This window comes from Faecalimicrobium dakarense, assembly GCF_000499525.1.
GTDB lineage: Bacteria > Bacillota > Clostridia > Peptostreptococcales > Peptostreptococcaceae > Faecalimicrobium > Faecalimicrobium dakarense.
Genome location: NZ_HG529229.1, coordinates 1 through 21,771, shown reverse-complemented (window position 1 = coordinate 21,771; position 21,771 = coordinate 1). Strand labels below are relative to the sequence as shown.

Sequence of the window (21,771 nt, the reverse complement as noted above, 5' to 3'; positions counted from 1 at the left end):
TTATCCTCCTATTTGTTTTATCAATGATATTCTTGTGAAAAGTTCATCTACTATTGCATCTATTTTTTTGTCAGGCTTTATATAGTAAAACTTAGTATTTCCCATATCTAAGTTTTCAAGTATGCTACTTACTAAATGTTTTGTATACATAGTATCAATTGTACATGTAGGTAGTACAACATACAAGGTATTAATTCCATATTCTAACAATTGTTCTCCTGATTTTATTATATCGTCTTTATTATTTTCTAAAAGTGGTAATTTTATTTGAATATCTAAATCTTTTTGCTCTGATTCTATGTAATCTTTTATTTTTTCTCTAAATAATATGTCTTGTTCTAAATTATTTTTATTATGTAGACCTATTAATAAAACACCTGCATCTTTTCCTTCATTTTTTATGTTTTTTAATATTTCATTTTTATAAACCATAGCTAAATTATTCGACTTGTAAAAAGGTTCTAATATATCTATACCCACTAAATTATGAGAAGTTAAACTTAGTTTTTCATATCTTTGCTTAAATATTTCATAATCTTTACCCTCCGTCATAAATAAAGGACAAATTATAATTTTTTTATAGCCTTGAGATACGATATTCTCCATTGAATCTTCAAAGTATGGAGTTGAGTACATATATGAATTTACTACTTCATATTCTTCTCCTAAATTATATCTTAGTTTTTGTGCTATTTCTTCTGCTTGATTTTTAAAATTACTAGATCCTAACTTATTATAGTAACTTTTGTAATCATATAAATTTTTAGTACTGGTTAAGAGTGACTTATAACCTTTCTCATAATAAATTTGTGTTGCTCTTTCCTTTAAATTGTAATTTTTATCTTCCCCTTCTGAAACTAATAATACTAAAGTTTTTTCCTTTTCTCTTGACTCTTGTACATCTTTAAAGCTTACATAGTTCCTAAATCCAAAAGTTATCATGAAATTTGTACCAATAAAAGCAATAATAAGAGCTATGACCATATATTTATATTCTTTATTTATTATTATTTGCTTATAAAATAATGCTGTTGTTAAAACTATAAATATATTTTCAATATAACCATTAAATATAAAACTTAAAGCTAAAGATATACATAAAGCTATTGAAATCCACATTATATCAACCCCAATATATAAATTCTATTTTAAATAGCCTATAAAGTAGGTCTATTACTTAAAATTAATTACATTTATATTGCTAAAATGATTTAAATAGGTGTAATCGCTTAATTCGCTTTAATAAAAGCCTAGTTTACAGTTATTATATATATGATGTATAATCAATATGTATGTCTAAAATAGATTTTTGTAAATTTATTAAAGTAGCTTGTTGACTAGGTTTCACATAGGGATAGGTTGTTTAAATTTATAATATAATTTATGATTTAAAACTGTCATAAACATATAAATATCATAAAAAGAGAGGACGATGACTATGAAATTAGGTATAGTAGGTCTACCAAATGTAGGTAAAAGTACATTATTTAATGCAATAACTCAAGCAGGAGCTGAATCTGCAAACTACCCTTTCTGTACAATAGAGCCAAACGTTGGTGTGGTTGCTGTTCCAGATGAAAGATTAGATAAATTAAAGGAGTTATACGATTCTAAAAAAGTAGTTCCAACAGCTATAGAATTCTGTGATATAGCAGGACTTGTTAGAGGAGCTTCTAAAGGTGAAGGTTTAGGTAACAAATTCTTATCTCACATAAGAGAAGTTGACGCTATAGTTCACGTTGTTAGATGTTTTGAAGATCCTAACGTTGTTCACGTTGATGGATCAGTTGATCCTTTAAGAGATATTGAAACTATAAACTTAGAATTAATATTCTCTGATATCGAAATACTAGAAAGAAGAATCCAAAAAAAATACTAAAGCTGCTAAAGCTGATAAATCTTTGGCTTCAGAACTTGAGTTCTTAAAAGAAATAATGGCTACTTTAGAAGACAGTAAATGTGTAAGAACTATGGACTTTACTGAAGATCAACAAAAATTTGTTGATTCATTAAACTTACTTACATCTAAGCCTGTAATATATGCTACAAATGTATGTGAAGATGATTTAGCTGATGAAGCTGAAAATAATGAATATGTTGCTAGAGTTAGAGAATTCGCATCAACTGAAGATGCTGAAGTTGTTGTTGTTTGTGCTCAAATAGAAGCAGAAATAGCTGAACTTGATACTGATGAAGAAAAGATGGAATTCTTAGAGACATTAGGACTTGAACAATCAGGATTAGACAAGTTAATAAAATCTTCTTATGCTTTATTAGGTCTTGTATCTTACTTAACAGCAGGACCTCAAGAAGTTAGAGCTTGGACTATAAAAGTAGGAACTAAGGCACCTGCTGCTGGAGGAAAAATCCACTCTGATATAGAAAGAGGATTTATCCGTGCAGAAACTATAGCATTTAATGATTTAGTAACTGTTGGTACTATGACTGCTGCTAAAGAAAAAGGTCTTGTTAGACTTGAAGGAAAAGAATATATAGTCAAAGATGGAGACGTTATATTATTTAGATTTAACGTATAATATCAAAGCTTATAGCAATTGCTATAAGCTTTTTATTCTTTTTTCATAGAAAAAGAGTGTCTACAAAATGATTTAAATCATTTTTAGACACTCTTTTATATAATTATTGAGCTATTTTATCACACTCATCATTTACTTTTATATTCTTTTTGCTTACCATGAAGAATACAAATAATACTACAGCTACAACTGCCCCTACTCCATTAGATAACATTGCGTTTAATCTAAATCCTTCTGGAGCTTGTAGTAAATATGCTACACATACAGCACTCATAAATGTTGCTGGTATTAAAGTCATCCAATAATTAGCCTTATTCTTAACTAAATATACTGTTGCTGCCCATAAGAATATAGCTGCTAATGTTTGGTTAGACCAAGCGAAGTATCTCCAGATTATGTTAAAATCTATTGTAGTTAAGAATATACAAACTACGAATAATGGTATAGCTAATTTAAATCTACTTAATAATCCTTCTTGTTTTATATTAAATGCATCTGCTATAGTAAGTCTAGCACTTCTAAATGCAGTATCTCCACTTGTTATAGGACAAGCAACAACACCAAGTATTGCTAAAATTGAACCTATAGAACCTAATAATTCTTTAGATAATAATCCTACTACTCCTGATTGCCCACCATACTCTGTTAAAGCGCTTTGTATTGATGCACTATCTCCAAAGAATGCTATTGTAACAGCACACCATATTAAAGCAACTATGCCTTCAACAACCATTGCTCCATAGAAAACTTTTTTACTTTCACTTTCTCTGTGGATACATCTTGCCATCATAGGTGATTGTGTTGCATGGAATCCTGATATAGCACCACAAGCTACAGTAGTAAATAAGAATGGGAATATAGGTAACCCTTCTGGATGCAGGTTTTGTAAAGTCATCTCTGGCATTACCATTGTTCCATTAATATCCCCTATAATCATGGCACCAGCTAAACCTATTGCCATGAATAATAGTGCAGCTCCAAATATTGGGTATATTTTACCTATTACTTTATCAACTGGTAAAACTGTAGCTGCTAGGTAATAGATTATTATTATAACAACCCATATAGTTTGATCTATACCAGTCATAGATTTTAATAATCCTGCTGGAGATGTTACGAAAACTGTACCAACTAATACTAATAGTATTACAGAGAATACTCTCATTACATTTTTCATATTTTTCCCTAAATACATACCAACTATTTCAGAAACAGAACTACCATCATGCTTCATAGATATAACACCTGAGAAGAAGTCATGTACTCCTCCTGCAAATATAGTACCAAATGTTATCCATAAAAATGCAACTGGACCAAACATAGCCCCCATTATAGCTCCAAATATTGGACCTGTTCCTGCTATATTTAAGAACTGTATTAAAAATACTTTATACCAAGGCATTGGTACATAATCTACACCATCTTCTAATCTTATTGCTGGTGTAGAAGTTGAATCACTTAATCTTACTGATCTTTCAACTACACTTCCGTAGATAAAATATCCAGCTATTAAAATTGCTAAACAACTTATAAATGTTATCATACCATTCTCTCCCTTATTAAAATTTTATTATTACATTATTAATCCTCTTAAATAATAACGTTTTTTCATTTTAATAAGTAGTTTTTCTACATGAGATGCATAAATTTCTACATGAAATACAATTATATATTCATAATTTTTCTAAATTCCTTTATTTTACTTCTACTTACATAAACTTCATTGTTTATATCATTTAATTTCAATTTATATGTAGAATTAAACCATGGTATTATTTCTTTAATTTTAGTTGTATTTACTATATAAGACCTATGAATTTTAAAAAATTTATCTGAAGATAATTTTTTTTCAAATTCTATTATAGATTTTTTAGATATATACTCATGCTCTTTAGTATAAATTAAAGTTTCTCTTTCCCTAGCTTCACAATAATATATATCATCTATATTTATAACTACTAATTTATTATCTTTCCAAAGAGTCACATTAGATGATTTAACTTGTTTATTTTCATTTTCTAATTTTATAGAATCTATCTGCCCTAGCTTATTTAAAGTAGAAACTATTCTTTCTTCTGAATATGGCTTTAATATGTAATCAAATGCATCTAGCTCAAAAGCATCTACTGCGTGTTCTTTGTATGCTGTAATAAATACTATCTTTGGCTTATCTTTAAACTGATTTATAGTTTTAGCTAATAACATACCATCAAACATTGGTATATTAATATCTAAAAATATTACGTCTATTTTATTTTTTTGCATAAATTTTAATACGTCTACACCATTATCAAATTCACTTGCAATTTCTATATTACTAAAACTATTTATAAAATATTTAAGTTCTTCTCTTGCTGGAAATTCATCTTCAACTATTATCGCTTTCATAATAAAACTCCTAAATAATAAATTCTATTTTAGTTCCAGGTTCTAACTGCTCTATTTTTAAACCTTGTCCATAAATTAATTTAAGCCTTAAATGTACATTATATAATCCAATTTTATTTTCTGGCATATTACCTTTATATACCTTATTTATTATATCATTTTCTATAGTAATACCATCATTTTCAACACAAATTCTAGTATAATCTTTTTCTTTTTTTACACTTATTTTTACAATTCCAGCCCCACCATTTTCTCTTATTCCATGTATAATTGCATTTTCTACTAGTGGCTGTATTATTAAACTTGGCATTTTTACATCTATATTTTCATCAATATCATAAATTACATTTAATTTATCTCCAAATCTTGCTTTTTCTATTTCTACATATGCTTTTACTTGTTCTAGCTCTTTATTAATATCTATTAAATTACTATTTACCTCTAAATTGTATCTCATATATGTTGATAAATTAATTATAAGGTGTCTTGCTTTATCTGGATTTATCCTAATAAAAGACGTTATTGTGTTTAATGCATTAAATAAAAAATGAGGATTTATCTGCGTTTGTAATGCTTTTATTTCAGCTTTATTTTTAGCAGTTTTTATTTCTTCAATTTTAGATATTTCCATAAGAGTTGAAATAATATGAGATAAACCTATTGCTAAAGATTTTTTAGAATAACTCATATCATATTTTTCTGTATAGTATATTTTTAAGCTCCCTATAACTCCTTGAGAATCTCTAAGAGGTATAATAAGTGCGGTTTTAAGATTTACCTTCTCACTTAAAGAATGTTCATTTTTATCCACTTTTACATTTAATATCTTATCTTCTTCCATCGCTTCTCTTGTTATATTACTAAGTTCTATATTATCATCCTTATATACATCTTCTCCTACACCTACATATGCTAATACCTCTTTAGTATCGGTTATACTTACAGCATCCGAATTTATTTCTTCTTTTATTATAGTACATATCCTTTTAAGAGACTCTAAGTTAATAGACCTAAAATAAGGCAAAGTCTTATTAGCTATATCAAGTGCTAGCTTTGACTGAAATGCTGCTATTTCTTCTTTTTCTTTTTTTATATCATTTACAATTGATACTAAAAAACCTATACCAACTTGACCAACTATCATCGGTACATAAATTTGTCTTATAATATATACAGCTATTTCACTTGGCCTTGATAGAAAATATATTAAACACATAGTTACACTTTCTGATATTACTCCACATATAATTCCATAAAACCATTTATGCTTATCTTCTACTTTTTTACCAACATATCCTGACAATATACCTGCAATTATGCTTGATATAAGACATGGTATTGATGTTATTCCATTTACATCGATAATAAATCTATGAAACCCAGATATAATTCCTGAGGATATTCCTACAAATGGTCCAAATAAAATTCCTCCTGATACTATAGAAATTACCCTAGTATTAGCAAGAGAGCCTTCAACGCTTATACCATTATAAGTCCCAAGTATAGCTAATGCTGTAAATATCATTGATATAAAAAGCAAATCGTTCAATTTATATGAGTCCTTTTGAAATATATATTTAAAGTTCTTTATTTTGCATATTATTATAAATAAAACTATTGTTAAACTAGTTTTTTCAATTAATGCTAAAAGTATGGTTTCTTGCCCCATAAATTCCTCCTTTAAAAAAGGGAAAGTATTTTACCTTTCCCTTTTAATAAGTCTATATAGTTTTCTTTACTTAGTATCTACTTTATTATCATCATAGCTTATCCAATCACTAAAACTTCCTGGGTACACTTTATGTTTTATTCCCACTTCTGTAAGTGCTAAGCTATTTGGACATGCTGTTATCCCTGAACCACAATAGACTATAATTTCATCATAGTCATTTAATTTTTCAAAGTGAGTACTTAAATCTTTTTTAGATTTAATTTTTATCCTATCTTCATCTTTATCTAGAATATCCATCCAAAAATAATTTAGCGCTCCTGGTATATGTCCTGCCTTTTTATCTACTGGTTCCCACTCTCCAATATATCTTATGTTTTCCCTAGAATCTATTATTGCTACATTTTCATTATGAAGTTTTCCTTTTACATAATGCATATCAACTCCCATATCTTCATTAACTAAGATGTCAAAGTTACCTCTTACTACATTAGTATTATTGGTAACTATTTCTCCATTTGATTCTTTAAAAGAATTAATTCCTCCATCTAATATGTAAACATTTTTATGACCTAGGCATTTTAGTATCCACCAAAGCCTTGATGGCCCTGCTAGGTCTCCTTCATCATAAGCAACAACTATAGAATCATTACTTATACCTATACTTTCAAAAGTTTCTTTAAGTTCGTCTATAGTTGGAAGTGGATGTCTTCCTCCAAACTCTTTTACTTCACTTGATAGCTGTGTTTCTAAGTCTATCCTTACAGCTTTCTTTATATGACCCTCTTCATAGCTTTTTCTTCCATAGTCTTTATCCATTAAATTAAATCTACAATCGACTATAACTAATTTTTCATTATTTAGATTATCTTTTAACCATGATGCATTAACTATATTTTTCATCGTCTCTCCCCTATACTTAAATAATGAAAGAATATCAATTATTATTTTAACTAAAACTCTTTCATTATCTATTAATACTATATAAACTTTATTTTATGCTAATACACTTGTATCTTCAGACTTAGTTCTTTTATTAGCTGCATTTATAGCTATTTCAGTTTCGCTAAATGGCACTCTTTCACCTTTTATTAATTGATATTCTTCATGGCCTTTTCCTGCAAATACTATCATGTCACCTTTTTGAGCTATTTCTATTGCTTTTTCTATAGCTACTTTTCTATCAGGTTCAACTATATACTCACAATCTGTATTTTCAAATGACTCAGCAATATCTTTTATAATATTCATAGGATCTTCAAAGTCTGGATTATCACTTGTTAATATGCATAAATCGCATTCTCTTGCTGCAACATCTCCAAGTTCTTTTCTTCTTAATTCTGTTCTTCCGCCAACTGATCCAAATAAGCATATTACTCTATTATGATCATAATTTTTAAGTGTTTGTAGTATATTTTCTAAGCTTACTCCATTGTGAGCATAATCTATTATTATAGTCGCATCTTCAAGTACTGGTAATACTTCAACTCTTCCTTTTACCTTTGCATTTTTAAGAGCATCTAACATTACATCTTGGCTAACATTTAAGTATCTACATACAGATATGACTGCTAATGCATTATATATACTAAATGTCCCAGGTGAGCATATGTAAGCATCAAAGCTGTCGTTTTTAGTTTCGCATTTAAAGCTAACTCCTAAAGAATCTATAGCTCTTGAGTACTCTATACTTTTAGCTACTAAATCAGCATCTTTTTCTATACCAAATGTTTCTATATCACATGTAGCTTTTTTAATTATCTCTTTTGCATGTTCATCATCTATATTTATTATTCCATGTTTAGCTAATGTAAATAATCTAGCCTTACACTCTAAATAGTGTTCAAATGTTGGATGTTCTTTTGGTCCAATGTGGTCTGGTGATAAGTTTGAGAATATTGCTATATCAAAATCTACATCTTTAACTCTTTCCATCATTATTCCACCTGATGAAACTTCCATAGATACACATTTTACACCGTTATCTATCATAGTTCTAAATATTCTATGAAGCTCATAACTTTCTGGTGTTGTGTTTACTGTTTTTTCACTTATTCCATTGTAAAATGTACCATTAGTTCCTATAACTCCAGTATTTACACCTGACTTATTTAAAACCTCACTTATATAATTTGTTATAGTCGTTTTCCCTTTAGTTCCAGTTACCCCTATAACTTTTAATTCTTCTGATGGGTTACCAAAGTAGTTAGCTGACATTTTTGATAAAGCTATTCTACTATCTTCTACTATTAGTTTAATTGCATCCTCATTAAGTTTTATATCATCTTGTAATATAAACACTCTACAACCTCTTTTGTATGCATCACTTGCATACTTGTGACCATCTACTGTTTCTCCTTTTATTGCTATAAATATATATCCATCTTCACATTTTGAAGAATTGTAAGCTAAGTCTTTTATTTCTGTATCTTTTATTTCATTCCAAGGCTTAACTGAAGAAAATTTAACTTCATTCATTACATTTGATAATTTCATATTTTAGCCCCTCCTCATAAGTTTTCTTCCGTATGTAGTATATCATATTATTTATAAAATTTGTTTTACAAATAATTACTAAATATGTTCTTTATTATAAAGTTAACATTTAAATTATAATCAATATTTCTAAAACTAATACTACAACTGATATTATTGCCTTTAGCTCAAACTAATTTTTATATTTAAAAATAGAGTAGTTTCAGCTACTCTATTTTATACATCCTATAAATTATAAATTTCTACACTATTATTTGATCATTGCATTTGTCAACTTTACCAGAATTTACTATAGTCCTTCTTGCTAATACTTCTAATGAATCTATATAAAAATCATTATCTAGATTATTATCATTTTTAAGTATTGATAACTCCGTGCATCCAAGTATAGCTCCATCGCAATTATTTTCTTTTAAGTAATCTACAACTAAATTAAATTTGCCCATATTTGCAGGCTTTCCACTTTTAATATCTTTGTAAATTATATCCATTATATACTGTTGTCTATTATCATCTAAAACCAGATAATCAATATTATATTTTTCACACATATTTTGGTATAATTTTATGTGTATATTACCAGTTGTAGCTAATATTCCAAGCTTTTTATACCCTTTTTCATGAGCATGCTTAACTGTTTCTTCTATTATATTTAACGTTGGTATACTAACACTACTTGATATTTCATTGTAGAAATAGTGTGCAGTATTACAAGTTATTACTAAAAAGCTACATCCAAATGCCTCTAACTTTTTAGCATCTTCTATAAGTATATTTACTGGAGATTCGTCAGACTTACCTATTATAAAATCCGTTCTATCTGGTGTTGTTGCACGATTAGTTATAACCATATCTATATGATCTTGGTCATAGCTTGCGTCTGTTAATCTAACTACCATGTCATAAAAATAAACTGTAGCCATTGGGCCTAGTCCACCCATTACTCCAACTGTCTTGTTAGTTTTCATATATACATCACCAATCTATTTGCAGTATTTTTTAAACTTCCTCATTTGGTTTATATTGTATAAGAATATATACCATCTTCTCTTAAAGTTTCCTTTTAAGTCTTTTTCATATCCAAATGAAGTTGCACTTTTTCCTTCGCTTACTAACTTCTTAGCTTTATTTACTAATTCTTGATTTTTTACGTATTTATAAACTACATTATTAGGTATAACATGCCAGAAGAAAGCATCTTTTTGAATTTTTAAATCTAGCTCTTTATTATATACTCTATCTTCTACTACATACTTAGCTATATTGTTCCCTGAACTTGTAACATAGTAGTTACTTCTACCTTGTCTCAAGTTTATTTCAAACACCTTGTATGTGTTGTCTCTTGTATCAAACTTTATATCAAAGTTTGAGAAACCTGTATAGTTTATATCCTCTAAGAATGCTTTAAATTTTTCCATTAAAGCTTCATCATACTCTGTAATTATAGCAGCATGATTTCCTATACCTTTTGGAGTATGTTCTTCTAATAATACATGTCCTAAACACATCATTTTAACTTTACCATGTTGGTCTGAGTAGCAAGTTAAAACTCTCATATGTGAGTCATCACCTGGTATAAAGTCTTGTATTATTAGGTTCTTATCATATTTACCACTATATATTGCAGAAGTAATTTCTATAAATTCTTTTTCATTGTTTGCAACGTATGCTTTTTTCATACCTTCAAATGGGAACTGCCAATATAATACACTATCAGAAGGCTTTATTATAACTGGATAGTTAAATCCAAAGTCTTCTATCTTATCGCCTTTTGAGTATATAAAAGTCTTAGGATAATCTAATCCTTTTTCTTCACACATTTGATAGAATAATTCTTTTTCTATTAATTTGTTCTTTAGCTCACTATCAATGTAAGGAACTATGTATTTTTCTTTTAGTATATCTCTATGGTCTATTATTAATTCTGCGTATTCATCCGTACATCCCATTATTATTAACTTCTTATTAGGTGCTGCTAATTCATCTGCAGTCTTTAATAAAACTTGTATAAATTCTTTTTCTTCCGTTATTCTTGGGTCTATTCTAAAATCTATTATATTACTATCCTTAGTTGCTCCTAATGCATATCTACCAAATGCTATAGACTTTACTCCATATGCTTCATGATATGCTCTTGCCACGCTATAGCAGTTTATATCTCCACCTACTAATACGGGTTGTATTACTATATTATCCACGTTTTCCACCTCATTTTAAATCATCATTCTACGATTAAATTTACTCGTTAATTATACTCCATTTCACCTTCAATGTCAAAAAACCTAGCATATTCGCTAGGTTTTCTAAATATTTGTCAATTTTCTTTTTTTACTTAATTATATTCACTCTATTGCTTTCTTTAGCGAATGTTTTACCTGTTTTTACTTTAACTTTTTCGCCCTCTTCTAAATTGGTAAATATTACCGGACTTATTGTTGATGTTGCATTTTCACGAATATAATCTAAATCCATTTTAACTAATTTATCTCCAGCTTTAACCTGTTGCCCAACTTCAACAAACATTTCAAAGCCCCTACCTTCTAACTTAACAGTTTCTATTCCTAAATGTATAAGTACTTCTCTGCCGCCTTTTGATTTTATTATCACAGCATGCTTTGTAGGGAATATTACTTCTACACTACCATCTACTGGTGAATATATATTTCCATCAGATGAATCTATAGCAAATCCATCACCCATTAATTTTGTTGAAAATACTTCATCAGGAACTTTTGATATATCTAATATATCACCGTTAGTTAATGATAATATTTCTTCATTAGAGTCTATTTTTTCTTCTTTAGCTTCTTTAACTTCTATTACTGGTTCTTCTACTTTTTTATTTACTTTAACTTTTCCTGATACTATCTCGTTTATTTCTGATTTTAATGTATCTGATTTAGGTCCGTATATAGCTTGAATGTTATTACCTATTACCATAACACCTGCTGCACCTAGTGATTTTAATTTATCTTGGTCAACTTTTTCTATATCATCAACTGCTACTCTAAGTCTAGTTATACAAGCATCTAAGCTTTTTATATTTTCTTTATTTCCTAAAGCTTCTAATATTCCTGCTGCTAATTCACTATTATTTAAAACAGCACCTTCTGATTCTTCTATATCATCTTCTCTTCCTGGAGTCTTTAAGTTAAACTTAGTTATTATAAATCTAAATCCAAAGTAGTAAACTACTGCAAATCCTAATCCTACTAATATTGCTAAATACCATGGAGTTCTATTTGGTAAAACTCCGAATAGTAAGAAGTCTAAAAGACCTCCTGAGAATGTCATACCTATCTTAACATTTAATAATTGCATTAACATAAATGATAGTCCTGCAAATAAACAGTGAACTGCAAATAATGCTGGAGCTACGAATAAGAATGCGAATTCTATCGGTTCAGTTATACCTGTTAAGAATGAAGTAAGTGCTGCTGATGCCATTATACCTGCAACAAACTTTCTTTTTTCAGGTTTAGCAGTATGAACCATAGCAAGTGCTGCTGCTGGAAGACCAAACATCATGAATGGGAATTTACCAGTCATAAAAGTACCTGCTGTAAATGCTACACCATCTTTAAGTTGAGCCATGAATATACTTTGGTCACCCATTACTAGTTGACCTGCATTATTTGTATATTCACCAAACTGATACCAGAATGGATTATAGAATACGTGATGTAGACCAAATGGTATTAATGCTCTTTCAACTACACCAAATAAAAATGCTGCTATTGTTATATTTGCCTCTATTACTGTTTTAGAGAATGAAAGTAATCCATTTTGTATTGGAGGCCATATAAATGATAATAGTATACCTATTAATATAGCACTTGCTGCTGTTACTATTGGAACGAATCTCTTACCTGCAAAGAATCCTAAATATTGAGGTAAATCAATTTTGTAGAACTTCTTATAAAGTCCTGCAGCTACTATACCTATTATAATACCGCCAAATACTCCTGTTTGAAGAGTTGGAACTCCAAGAGCCATTGTATACATCGGGTTTCCTTTTAAACCTGGAACAGCACCAGCTAATTCTGGAGTTACTCCAGCCATAATTCCCATAGATGTATTCATTATTAATAAACCAACTATTGCAGCTAATCCTGCAACACCTTCACCTTCAGTTAAACCGACTGCAGTACCTACTGCAAATAGTAAAGGTAAATTATCAAATACTATTCCACCTGATTTTTCCATTATTTTAATAATAAGTTGGAAAGTTGTATTGTCTAGAAAAGGCATCATTTGTATTAATTCAGGGTTTGCTAGTGCATTACTCACGCCTAGAAGTATACCTGCTGCTGGAAGTAGTGCAACTGGTAACATTAATGCTTTTCCTACTTTTTGTAAAACACCAAATAATTTTTTCATAGTTATCCTCCTATAATTGTTTTTTAAATATAAAAAGACTTAAATTTATAACAAGTATAAATAGCTGGAATTTACGCTATTAATTAAAGATAATATCACTAAGTAATATTCTCCTTAATTAATAACACTATTCCTAAACTATCAATACAAATTTATAAACTTAAGTCTTGCCTGCTTAACCAGTAACAATCTTTTATTGTTTACTTTATTAGTTTAAGTATTTAATTTTGATTATCTTTTATTGATGATATAACTCTATTTATATGCAATGTAAGGTAAAGTATTTCATCTTCACTTACAATGTATTCATGATTTTGTTCTATAAATTTTTTTATTCTACATGCACAATTATATGCACTTTCATATTTTAATTTTATTAAATCTATAAGTTCATTATTCTTATTATCTAATATTTCTTTTTTAATTAATCTTTTAGCAAAAAACTTTAAATGAGTTATTAATCTATCATAATTATAATCATCTTCTTCAAATTCAACTGAATAATAATATCTTATTATATTAAGTATATCTTTAACTATTTTAGTCATTAAAAAAGATTCACTTGTACTTTCTTTATAATTTGCATTAACTATATGCATTGCTATAAATCCAGCTTCATCTATTGGAAATTTAACATTAAGCTCATTATTAATATAATCTATTGCCCATTTTCCAACTTCAAACTCTTTTTTATGAATTCTTCTTATTTCATATAACAAATCATTTTTTATTTCTATGTTTTCTTCAAATCTTTTAAGAGCAAATGATATATGGTCTGTTAAAGATGCATATATATATTCATCCAGTTCAGTATTTAAAAAACTCTCTGCATATTCTATTATATTAGAGCTTGCATTAAATACTTTTTCATCTACTTCACTTGCTAATTTTATTATTTTCTTTTTAAAGGTATCATCTTCTGTAATAAATTTTTTTTCAATTTTATTTTTATCAATTTCTTGGCCTATCTTTTTTTGAAATCCTATTCCACATCCAGTGAGCACTAGTTCTTTTTTACTTTCCTTATCTATAACCAATACTACATTGTTGTTATAAATTTTTTCAATAATCATAGATATTTACTCACCTCTTTTAATAGAATTCTTTTTATTTATACCCTTAACTTTAATCTTTTAAAAATAAAATACCTAAATCAAAACACAAAAATTTCGTGTCCTAACTTAGGTATTGCCTGCTCAATCAGTAACAATCCAATTTTGTTGATTTATTTTAATTAAATTTATTCAATATTTCTACAAATTTAATTTTATAATATTAATAAACCTATGTCAATACTTTTGAAAACTTTTTCACACTGTAGATTAATACTATCTTGCAAATGGAGAATTTGAGTATAATATAAAGTATCCCTGAGGATGAGAGCATACTGGACATATTCCAGGTGCATCTTTACCTGTATGTACATGACCACAGTTTAAGCATATCCATTGTTCTTCTTTATCACTTTTAAAAAGAGTGTTTGATTCTAATTTGTCAGCAAACTCTCCAAATCTATCCCCATGCATCTTTTCTATTTCTGCTATTTTGTTAAAAGTATTTGCTACATTTGTAAATCCTTCTTCCATTGCAACCTTACCAAACTCTTTATATACATCTCCCCATTCTTCATATTCATTATGTTGGGCTGCTCTTAGAGTTTGAGCAATATTATCGTATATATCTATTGGATAACCACCATCTATAAATATTGTTTGACCTGAAAGTTCTTTTAAATGATTATAAAATACTTTAGCATGCTCTTTTTCTTGATCTGCAGTATATATAAATGCCTGTTGTATTAATGCTAGGTTTTGACTCTTAGCTTGACTTGCTCCAAATGTATATCTGTTTCTAGCTTGACTTTCTCCTGCGAAAGCTCTCATTAAATTATTTTTAGTTTTACTATCTTTTAATAAATTCATAATTTACCTCCACTTTAAGTTATTATTAATTTTTACCTTAGTTTTACCACTTCATACTACTATTATGATTTTTATAAAAAAAATAGAAGTCTTGCGACTTCTATTTACTGTATTTCCTTTATTAAACCCTTTTTATACGCCATTAAAAGTAATTTTAAATCTTTTACTTCTTCTTCTAATTTTTTACCAGCATCTGTATCTCTTACTGTTTTTCTATTTACTTTATGTTCTACAACTATTGTTGTTGATAATATATCACTTTCATTTACTATAGCTTCCTCTGCACATGTAAATGGTTCATGAGATACTAATTGTAAAGTTTGAGAGTTATATATTAGTGTGTAACCCGCTATACCTGTTTTCTTTTGATATGCTCTTGAAAATCCTCCATCTATAACAAGAATTTTTCCATTAGCTTTTATAGGACTTTCCCCATTTTTACTTTCTACAGGAACATGACCATTAATAATATGCGATTCTTCAAAATCTAAATTAAACTCTTTAAATATTTTTCTACACATATTCTCATCTTCTCTTAATTTAAAATATGGATTTTTATTTTCCTTATGAGCTTCTTTTTCATTAATAAAGTATCTTTCAAAGGTTGTCATATCATCTTTTCCAAATAGAGATGAGCATTTACCAGTCCATAAATACCACATTATATCCATGCCATATTGTTTTTGTTCTGTTTTTTCTTTAAAGAAATATCCCTCTCTTGCTAAAGCTTCCATTCTATCCATTAATACCTTACCACTATACTCTTTGCCTTGTAGAGTCATACTCATAAAGCTTTCATCTTTATTTAAAGGAATACATCCATGGAATAATAAGTTTGAGTTAGCAATTAAGTATATACTTCCTTTTGAAAATAAGAAAGAAACATGCTTTTGAAGTTTTTCGCTATTTTTAAATGATGATACTAATTTTTCAATAACTACACTTTCTTTTTCAGTAAGATTATATGGATTGTTTTTATCTATTGTCGGTAAATATGAGTCTTTTAATTTATAAATCTTACCTTTTAATGATATTGTTCCTTCATCGTAGTTTATATTATTAAGAAGTAACCTATGTTTCATGTCAAACTCTGGCCTTTTATTTATAACTTGTCCTTCAAGCTTAAATTGAATTATACTTATTGCCTTATGCATTTTTGCTATTAATGACTTTTCTGTACTTGATACATCTTCATCACTTATTTTAGGCATAAAGTTATTGCAAGGATCATCTTTGTAAACATCCATAGCAAATGTAGCTAGTGGTAATAGGTTTATTCCATAAATATCTTCTACAATATCTAAGTTTGCATATCTTGCAGATATTCTAAGAGCATTTGCTATACAAGTTTTTTGACCAGCAGCTGCTCCCATCCATAATATATCATGATTTCCCCATTGTATATCAACACTGTGGTAATCCATTAGAGTATCCATAACTATATCCGGTCTTGGCCCTCTATCATATATATCTCCTATAATGTGCAATCTATCTACTACTAGCTTTTGTATTACCTTTGATATTGCTATTATAAATTCCTTAGCTCTATCTATTTCTATAATTGTCTCTACTATGCTCTTATAATATTCTTGCTTATGCTTGCTATCAATATTTTCATGTAGCAATTCTTCTATTATATATTTAAAATCATTAGGTAAAAGCTTTCTAACCTTTGATCTTGTATATTTACTAGATGCATATCTGCATAATTCTATAAGCCTGTATATATTTATTCTATAAAAATCATCTATATTTTCTTCTTCTTTTATTATTAATTCTAGTTTTTGTTCTGGATAATATACAAGAGTTGCTAAAGCCTTTTTTTCACTTTCTCTCATAGTATTTGAAAATAACTCTTCTATCTTTCTTTTTACAACACCCGAACCATTTTTTAGAACATGTACAAATGGCTCATATTCTCCATGTATGTCTGTTAAAAAATGTTCTGTTCCTTTTGGTAGATTTAATATTGCTTCTAAATTTATAATTTCAGTACTAGCTTTTGATATGCTAGGATACTGCTTTGATAACAATTGTAAGTACTTTATTTCATTTTCTAAAGTTTTCAACTATATACCTCCAAACTACTTATATAGTATTTATTATATCATATTTAGTTTTAGTATACATTAATTCTAAGAATTACCACCATTTGATACATACTTATTTTATTTACTTTCCTTACTTTCATCTGGCATTGTTAATGCTCCTGTGTACATGTTAATTTTATGAACTCCTAAGCTTTGCTCATGTTCATGATCTCCTAAATCTTCATGCGGCTCATCATCTTCTATGTAAACAGAAACATCTATAATATATTCATCACCTTTTATTTTTATATCATCTTCACTTACTGATATATAATCTCCATATTCAGATTTTAATATATTTATAGCGTGTTTCTTAGATAATGGCTCTATTTTTTGCGTAAATTTATCTGTATTATTTAATTTTTTATCATTATTTTCTTTATTTTTTAAAAATAAAGCTACTTCTATTATTGATACTATTATTAATATACTTATGATTATTTTTTTCTTCATGTCAAACCTCCAATTAATAAGTATCATACTACCTATTTTCTATTTTGTAAAATAAAAAATTCGCTTTGCTCATGTTACCAACAACCTAAAAAACATATCTGTTGCTCAAATATAATTTCCTGATACAAAAAAAGAATGGGCTTAAAAGCCCATCCTCTATATTAAACTATTATTTATTAGAAATTTTCAGCTAATCTCTTATAGTTATTGTATCTTTCTTTAGAATTATCTTCAGCAGCTGTGAATAATTCGTCAGCTATATCTGGGAATTGTTTAGCTATTGCAGAGTATCTTACTTGCCCCATTAAGAAGTCTTTGAAGCTTTCAGTTGGTTCTTTAGAATCTAAAGTGAAAGGATTTTTCCCTTGTACTTTTAATGTTGGGTTGTATCTGTATAAATGCCAGTATCCAGCTTTAACAGCTTGCTCTATGTTTGCTTGAGCTCTTCCCATACCTTCTTTTAATCCATGAGATATACATGGAGAATAAGCTATTATTAATGATGGTCCATCATAAGCCTCAGCTTCTATTACAGCCTTCATTAATTGGTTCTTATCTGCACCCATACCTACTTGTGCTACATATACGTTTCCGTAACTCATAGCCATCATACCTAAGTCTTTCTTCTTAGATCTCTTACCAGCAGCAGCGAACTTAGCCATTGCAGCAACTGGAGTTGATTTAGAAGCTTGACCTCCTGTATTTGAGTAGATTTCTGTATCAAATACTAATACATTTACATTTTCACCACTTGCAAGAACGTGATCTAATCCACCGTATCCGATGTCATAAGCCCATCCGTCTCCTCCAAGTATCCATTGAGATCTCTTAACTAGGTAATCTTTTCTACTTTCTATTTCAGCAACTAAGTTTCTAACTTCTTCATTTTGTATATGATGAGCATCTGCTAATAATGCTTCTACTTTCTTGCTAGCAACTGAAGATCCTTGTGAATCTTCTTTGTTTTCTAACCAGCTAGTAAATGCTGCTTTAGACTCTTCACATATATCCATAGTTAATAGCTCTTCCATAACGTCAGCTATTTTATTTCTTATTTGTTCAACAGCTATTTTCATACCATATCCGAATTCAGCATTGTCTTCGAATAATGAGTTTGCCCAAGATGGACCTTTACCTTCATGGTTAACTGTATATGGAGTTGCTGGAGCTGACCCTCCCCAGATTGATGAGCATCCAGTAGCATTTGCTATCATCATTCTATCTCCGAATAATTGAGTAACTAACTTGATATATGGAGTTTCTCCACATCCAGCACAAGCTCCTGAGAATTCCATTAATGGTTGTCTGAACTGACTTCCTTTAACAGTATTTACATTCATTACGTCTCCTTTTGGAGCTACCTTAGTTGGGTCTACACCAAATGCCCAGTTTTCAACTTCAACTTCTTGGCTTCCAAGTGGTTCCATAACTAAAGCTTTACCTTTAGCTGGACAAATGTCAGCACAGTTTCCGCATCCTGTACAGTCCATTGGACTTACTTGTATTCTGTATTGTAATCCTTCTAATCCTTTACCCATAGCCTTCTTAGTATTGAAGTTTTCTGGTGCATTAGCTAACTCTTCTTCATTAACTAATACTGGTCTTATACATGCATGTGGACATACATAAGCACATTGGTTACATTGGATACAGTTATCTACTATCCATTCTGGTACGTTTACAGCAACTCCACGTTTTTCATAAGCTGCAGTTCCGCTTGGGAATGTACCATCTTCCATTCCATTGAAAGCACTTACTGGTAAATTGTTACCTTCTTGTGCATTCATTGGTCTTAATATATTCTTAATGAAGTCAGGTTCAACTACTTCATCTTTCTTTTCATCTGTTGCTTGTGCCCAAGATGCTGGTACTTCTACTTTAACTATAGAGTCAGCTCCTTGTTCAACAGCTTTATAGTTCATGTTAACTATTTTTTCACCTTTTTTACCGTAAGCTTTGTTTATAGAATCTTTTAAGTATTCTACAGCTTGCTCTTGAGGTATTATGTTAGCTAACTTGAAGAATGCTGATTGCATTATCATGTTTATTCTATTTCCAAGACCTATTTCTTGTGCTATTTTAACAGCATTTACAGTATAGAAGTTTATTTCATTTTCAGCTATAAATTTCTTCATTTTTGCTGGTAAATGTTCTTCTAGTTCTTGAGCTCCCCATATAGTATTAAGTACGAATGTACCACCTTTTTTAAGTCCTTTTAATAAATCATATTGGTTAACATATGATTGATTATGACATGCTATATAGTCAGCTTCATCTATTAAGTATGTCGCTCTTATTGGATCATTACCAAATCTTAAGTGAGACATAGTTATACCACCAGATTTTTTAGAGTCATATGCAAAGTAAGCTTGTGCATACTTATCTGTGTGGTCCCCGATTATTTTTATAGCTTGCTTATTAGCTCCAACTGTACCATCTGATCCTAATCCCCAGAACTTACATCTTACAGTTCCTTCTGAAGCTATTTTTATAGGTTCAGCTTGTTCTAATGATGTATTAGTTACATCATCAACTATACCTACTGTAAAGTGATTCTTAGGAGCATCTGCTTTTAAGTTTTCTATTACAGTTTTTATATCTGTTGGAGTAACATCTTTTGATCCTAATCCGTATCTTCCACCTATTATCTTTGGTGCATTTTCTACTTCGAAATATGCAGAACGTACATCTAAGTATAATGGCTCACCAATTGAACCTGGTTCTTTAGTTCTATCAAGTACACAGATTCTTTCAGCTGATGCTGGTATAGCATCTAATAAATGCTTAGTTGAGAACGGTCTGTATAAGTGAACTTTAACTAAACCTATTTTTTCACCTTTAGCATTTAAGTAATCTATTGTTTCTTCTATAGCTTCTGTTACAGAACCCATAGCTACTAATACATACTTAGCATCTTCTGCTCCATAGTAATCAAATAATCCATGTTTTCTACCAGTTAATTCACTCATTTGGTTCATGTATTTTTCAACGATTCCTACGATATCATTGTAGTATTTATTTGAAGCTTCTCTTGTTTGGAAGTATATATCATCATTTTGTGCAGTACCACGAGTAACTGGGTGGTTTGGAGATAAAGCTTTATTTCTAAATGCTTCAACAGCTTCCATATTTAATAATTTTGCATAATCTTCATTTTCTAATAATTCAACTTTTTGAATTTCGTGTGATGTTCTAAATCCATCGAAGAAATGTATGAATGGTAATTTACCTTCTATAGCTGCTAAGTGAGCAACAGGCGCTATATCAGCAACTTCTTGAACTGATCCAGAAGCTAATAATACACATCCAGTTGATCTAGCACTCATAACGTCTTGGTGATCACCGAATATAGATAATGCTTGAGATGCAAGAGCTCTAGCACTTACGTGGAATACTCCAGGAAGTAATTCCCCTGCAACTTTATACATATTTGGTAGCATTAATAATAAACCTTGTGATGCTGTAAATGTAGTAGTTAAAGCACCAGCTTGTAAAGAACCGTGGAATGCTCCAGCAGCTCCAGCCTCTGATTGCATTTCAACTACCTTAACTTGTTGTCCAAATATATTTTTTCTTCCTTGTGCTGCCCATTCGTCAACTACTTCAGCCATAGTTGAAGATGGAGTTATTGGATATATAGCAGCCACGTCTGTAAACGCATAAGATACGTGAGCGGCAGCTGTATTTCCATCAACTGTTTTCATAAATTTAGCCATAATTATGTATCCTCCTTATATTACTCCAATTGTACTTAAATAAATTAAGTGATAATTATAAATACTTCTGCACTTTAGATACAATGTACATTAAAATACATTCATCCCCCAATACATAAA

General features: G+C 29.3%; 14 protein-coding genes and 1 pseudogene. 1 reads left to right on the top strand and 14 read right to left on the bottom strand.

Features of this window, described 5'->3' with window-relative positions; translation table 11 throughout:
- Entirely contained in the window at positions 1-1,119 is a 1,119-nt protein-coding gene (locus BN899_RS00700; RefSeq protein ID WP_042271503.1) for a ferrochelatase, read from the bottom strand.
- 319 nt (positions 1,120-1,438) lie between these two features.
- Between BN899_RS00700 and ychF the strand changes: the two are divergent.
- Positions 1,439-2,537, top strand: a pseudogene (gene ychF / locus BN899_RS20725) (redox-regulated ATPase YchF).
- A gap of 103 nt (positions 2,538-2,640) precedes the next feature.
- Here ychF and BN899_RS00690 read toward each other — a convergent pair.
- From BN899_RS00690 to nifJ, 13 genes are all read right to left on the bottom strand, one after another.
- Complete coding sequence (locus BN899_RS00690; RefSeq protein ID WP_042271500.1) at positions 2,641-4,080, bottom strand: carbon starvation CstA family protein; 1,440 nt, start codon at positions 4,078-4,080, stop codon at positions 2,641-2,643.
- Between the two features lie 122 nt (positions 4,081-4,202).
- On the bottom strand, positions 4,203-4,925 hold the full coding sequence (locus BN899_RS00685; RefSeq protein WP_042271497.1) for a LytR/AlgR family response regulator transcription factor: 723 nt from the start codon (positions 4,923-4,925) through the stop codon (positions 4,203-4,205).
- A 10-nt stretch (positions 4,926-4,935) separates the two neighbouring features.
- A complete protein-coding gene (locus tag BN899_RS00680) occupies positions 4,936-6,594 on the bottom strand; it encodes a sensor histidine kinase (RefSeq protein ID WP_042271493.1) in 1,659 nt (552 codons plus the stop codon).
- Positions 6,595-6,660: 66 nt separating this feature from the next.
- Positions 6,661-7,497, bottom strand: coding sequence for a sulfurtransferase (locus BN899_RS00675; protein ID WP_042271490.1), 837 nt, complete (start codon positions 7,495-7,497; stop codon positions 6,661-6,663).
- Positions 7,498-7,590: 93 nt separating this feature from the next.
- On the bottom strand, positions 7,591-9,090 hold the full coding sequence (locus tag BN899_RS00670) for a UDP-N-acetylmuramoyl-L-alanyl-D-glutamate--2,6-diaminopimelate ligase (RefSeq protein WP_042271487.1): 1,500 nt from the start codon (positions 9,088-9,090) through the stop codon (positions 7,591-7,593).
- Between the two features lie 242 nt (positions 9,091-9,332).
- Positions 9,333-10,058: a cysteate racemase gene (gene cuyB / locus BN899_RS00665; protein WP_042271484.1), complete on the bottom strand. Its 726-nt coding sequence runs from the start codon at positions 10,056-10,058 to the stop codon at positions 9,333-9,335.
- 15 nt (positions 10,059-10,073) lie between these two features.
- On the bottom strand, positions 10,074-11,288 hold the full coding sequence (locus BN899_RS00660; protein WP_042271481.1) for a carboxylate--amine ligase: 1,215 nt from the start codon (positions 11,286-11,288) through the stop codon (positions 10,074-10,076).
- A 130-nt stretch (positions 11,289-11,418) separates the two neighbouring features.
- The gene (ptsG, locus tag BN899_RS00655; RefSeq protein WP_042271478.1) at positions 11,419-13,470 is read right to left on the bottom strand and encodes a glucose-specific PTS transporter subunit IIBC; all 2,052 of its coding nucleotides are present in this window, start codon (positions 13,468-13,470) and stop codon (positions 11,419-11,421) included.
- Between the two features lie 221 nt (positions 13,471-13,691).
- Positions 13,692-14,543 (bottom strand): BglG family transcription antiterminator LicT, encoded by an 852-nt coding sequence (gene licT / locus BN899_RS00650; protein WP_042271468.1) that lies wholly within the window; start codon positions 14,541-14,543, stop codon positions 13,692-13,694.
- A gap of 255 nt (positions 14,544-14,798) precedes the next feature.
- Positions 14,799-15,392 carry a rubrerythrin gene (gene rbr, locus BN899_RS00645; protein WP_147568458.1) on the bottom strand — a complete coding sequence of 198 codons (594 nt, stop codon included), beginning with the start codon at positions 15,390-15,392 and terminating at the stop codon, positions 14,799-14,801.
- A gap of 104 nt (positions 15,393-15,496) precedes the next feature.
- Complete coding sequence (locus BN899_RS00640) at positions 15,497-17,461, bottom strand: fructose-1,6-bisphosphatase (protein WP_042271462.1); 1,965 nt, start codon at positions 17,459-17,461, stop codon at positions 15,497-15,499.
- Between the two features lie 99 nt (positions 17,462-17,560).
- Positions 17,561-17,935 carry a hypothetical protein gene (locus BN899_RS00635; protein WP_042271458.1) on the bottom strand — a complete coding sequence of 125 codons (375 nt, stop codon included), beginning with the start codon at positions 17,933-17,935 and terminating at the stop codon, positions 17,561-17,563.
- Between the two features lie 176 nt (positions 17,936-18,111).
- Entirely contained in the window at positions 18,112-21,651 is a 3,540-nt protein-coding gene (gene nifJ / locus BN899_RS00630) for a pyruvate:ferredoxin (flavodoxin) oxidoreductase (protein ID WP_042271456.1), read from the bottom strand.
- Positions 21,652-21,771 lie beyond the last annotated feature (120 nt).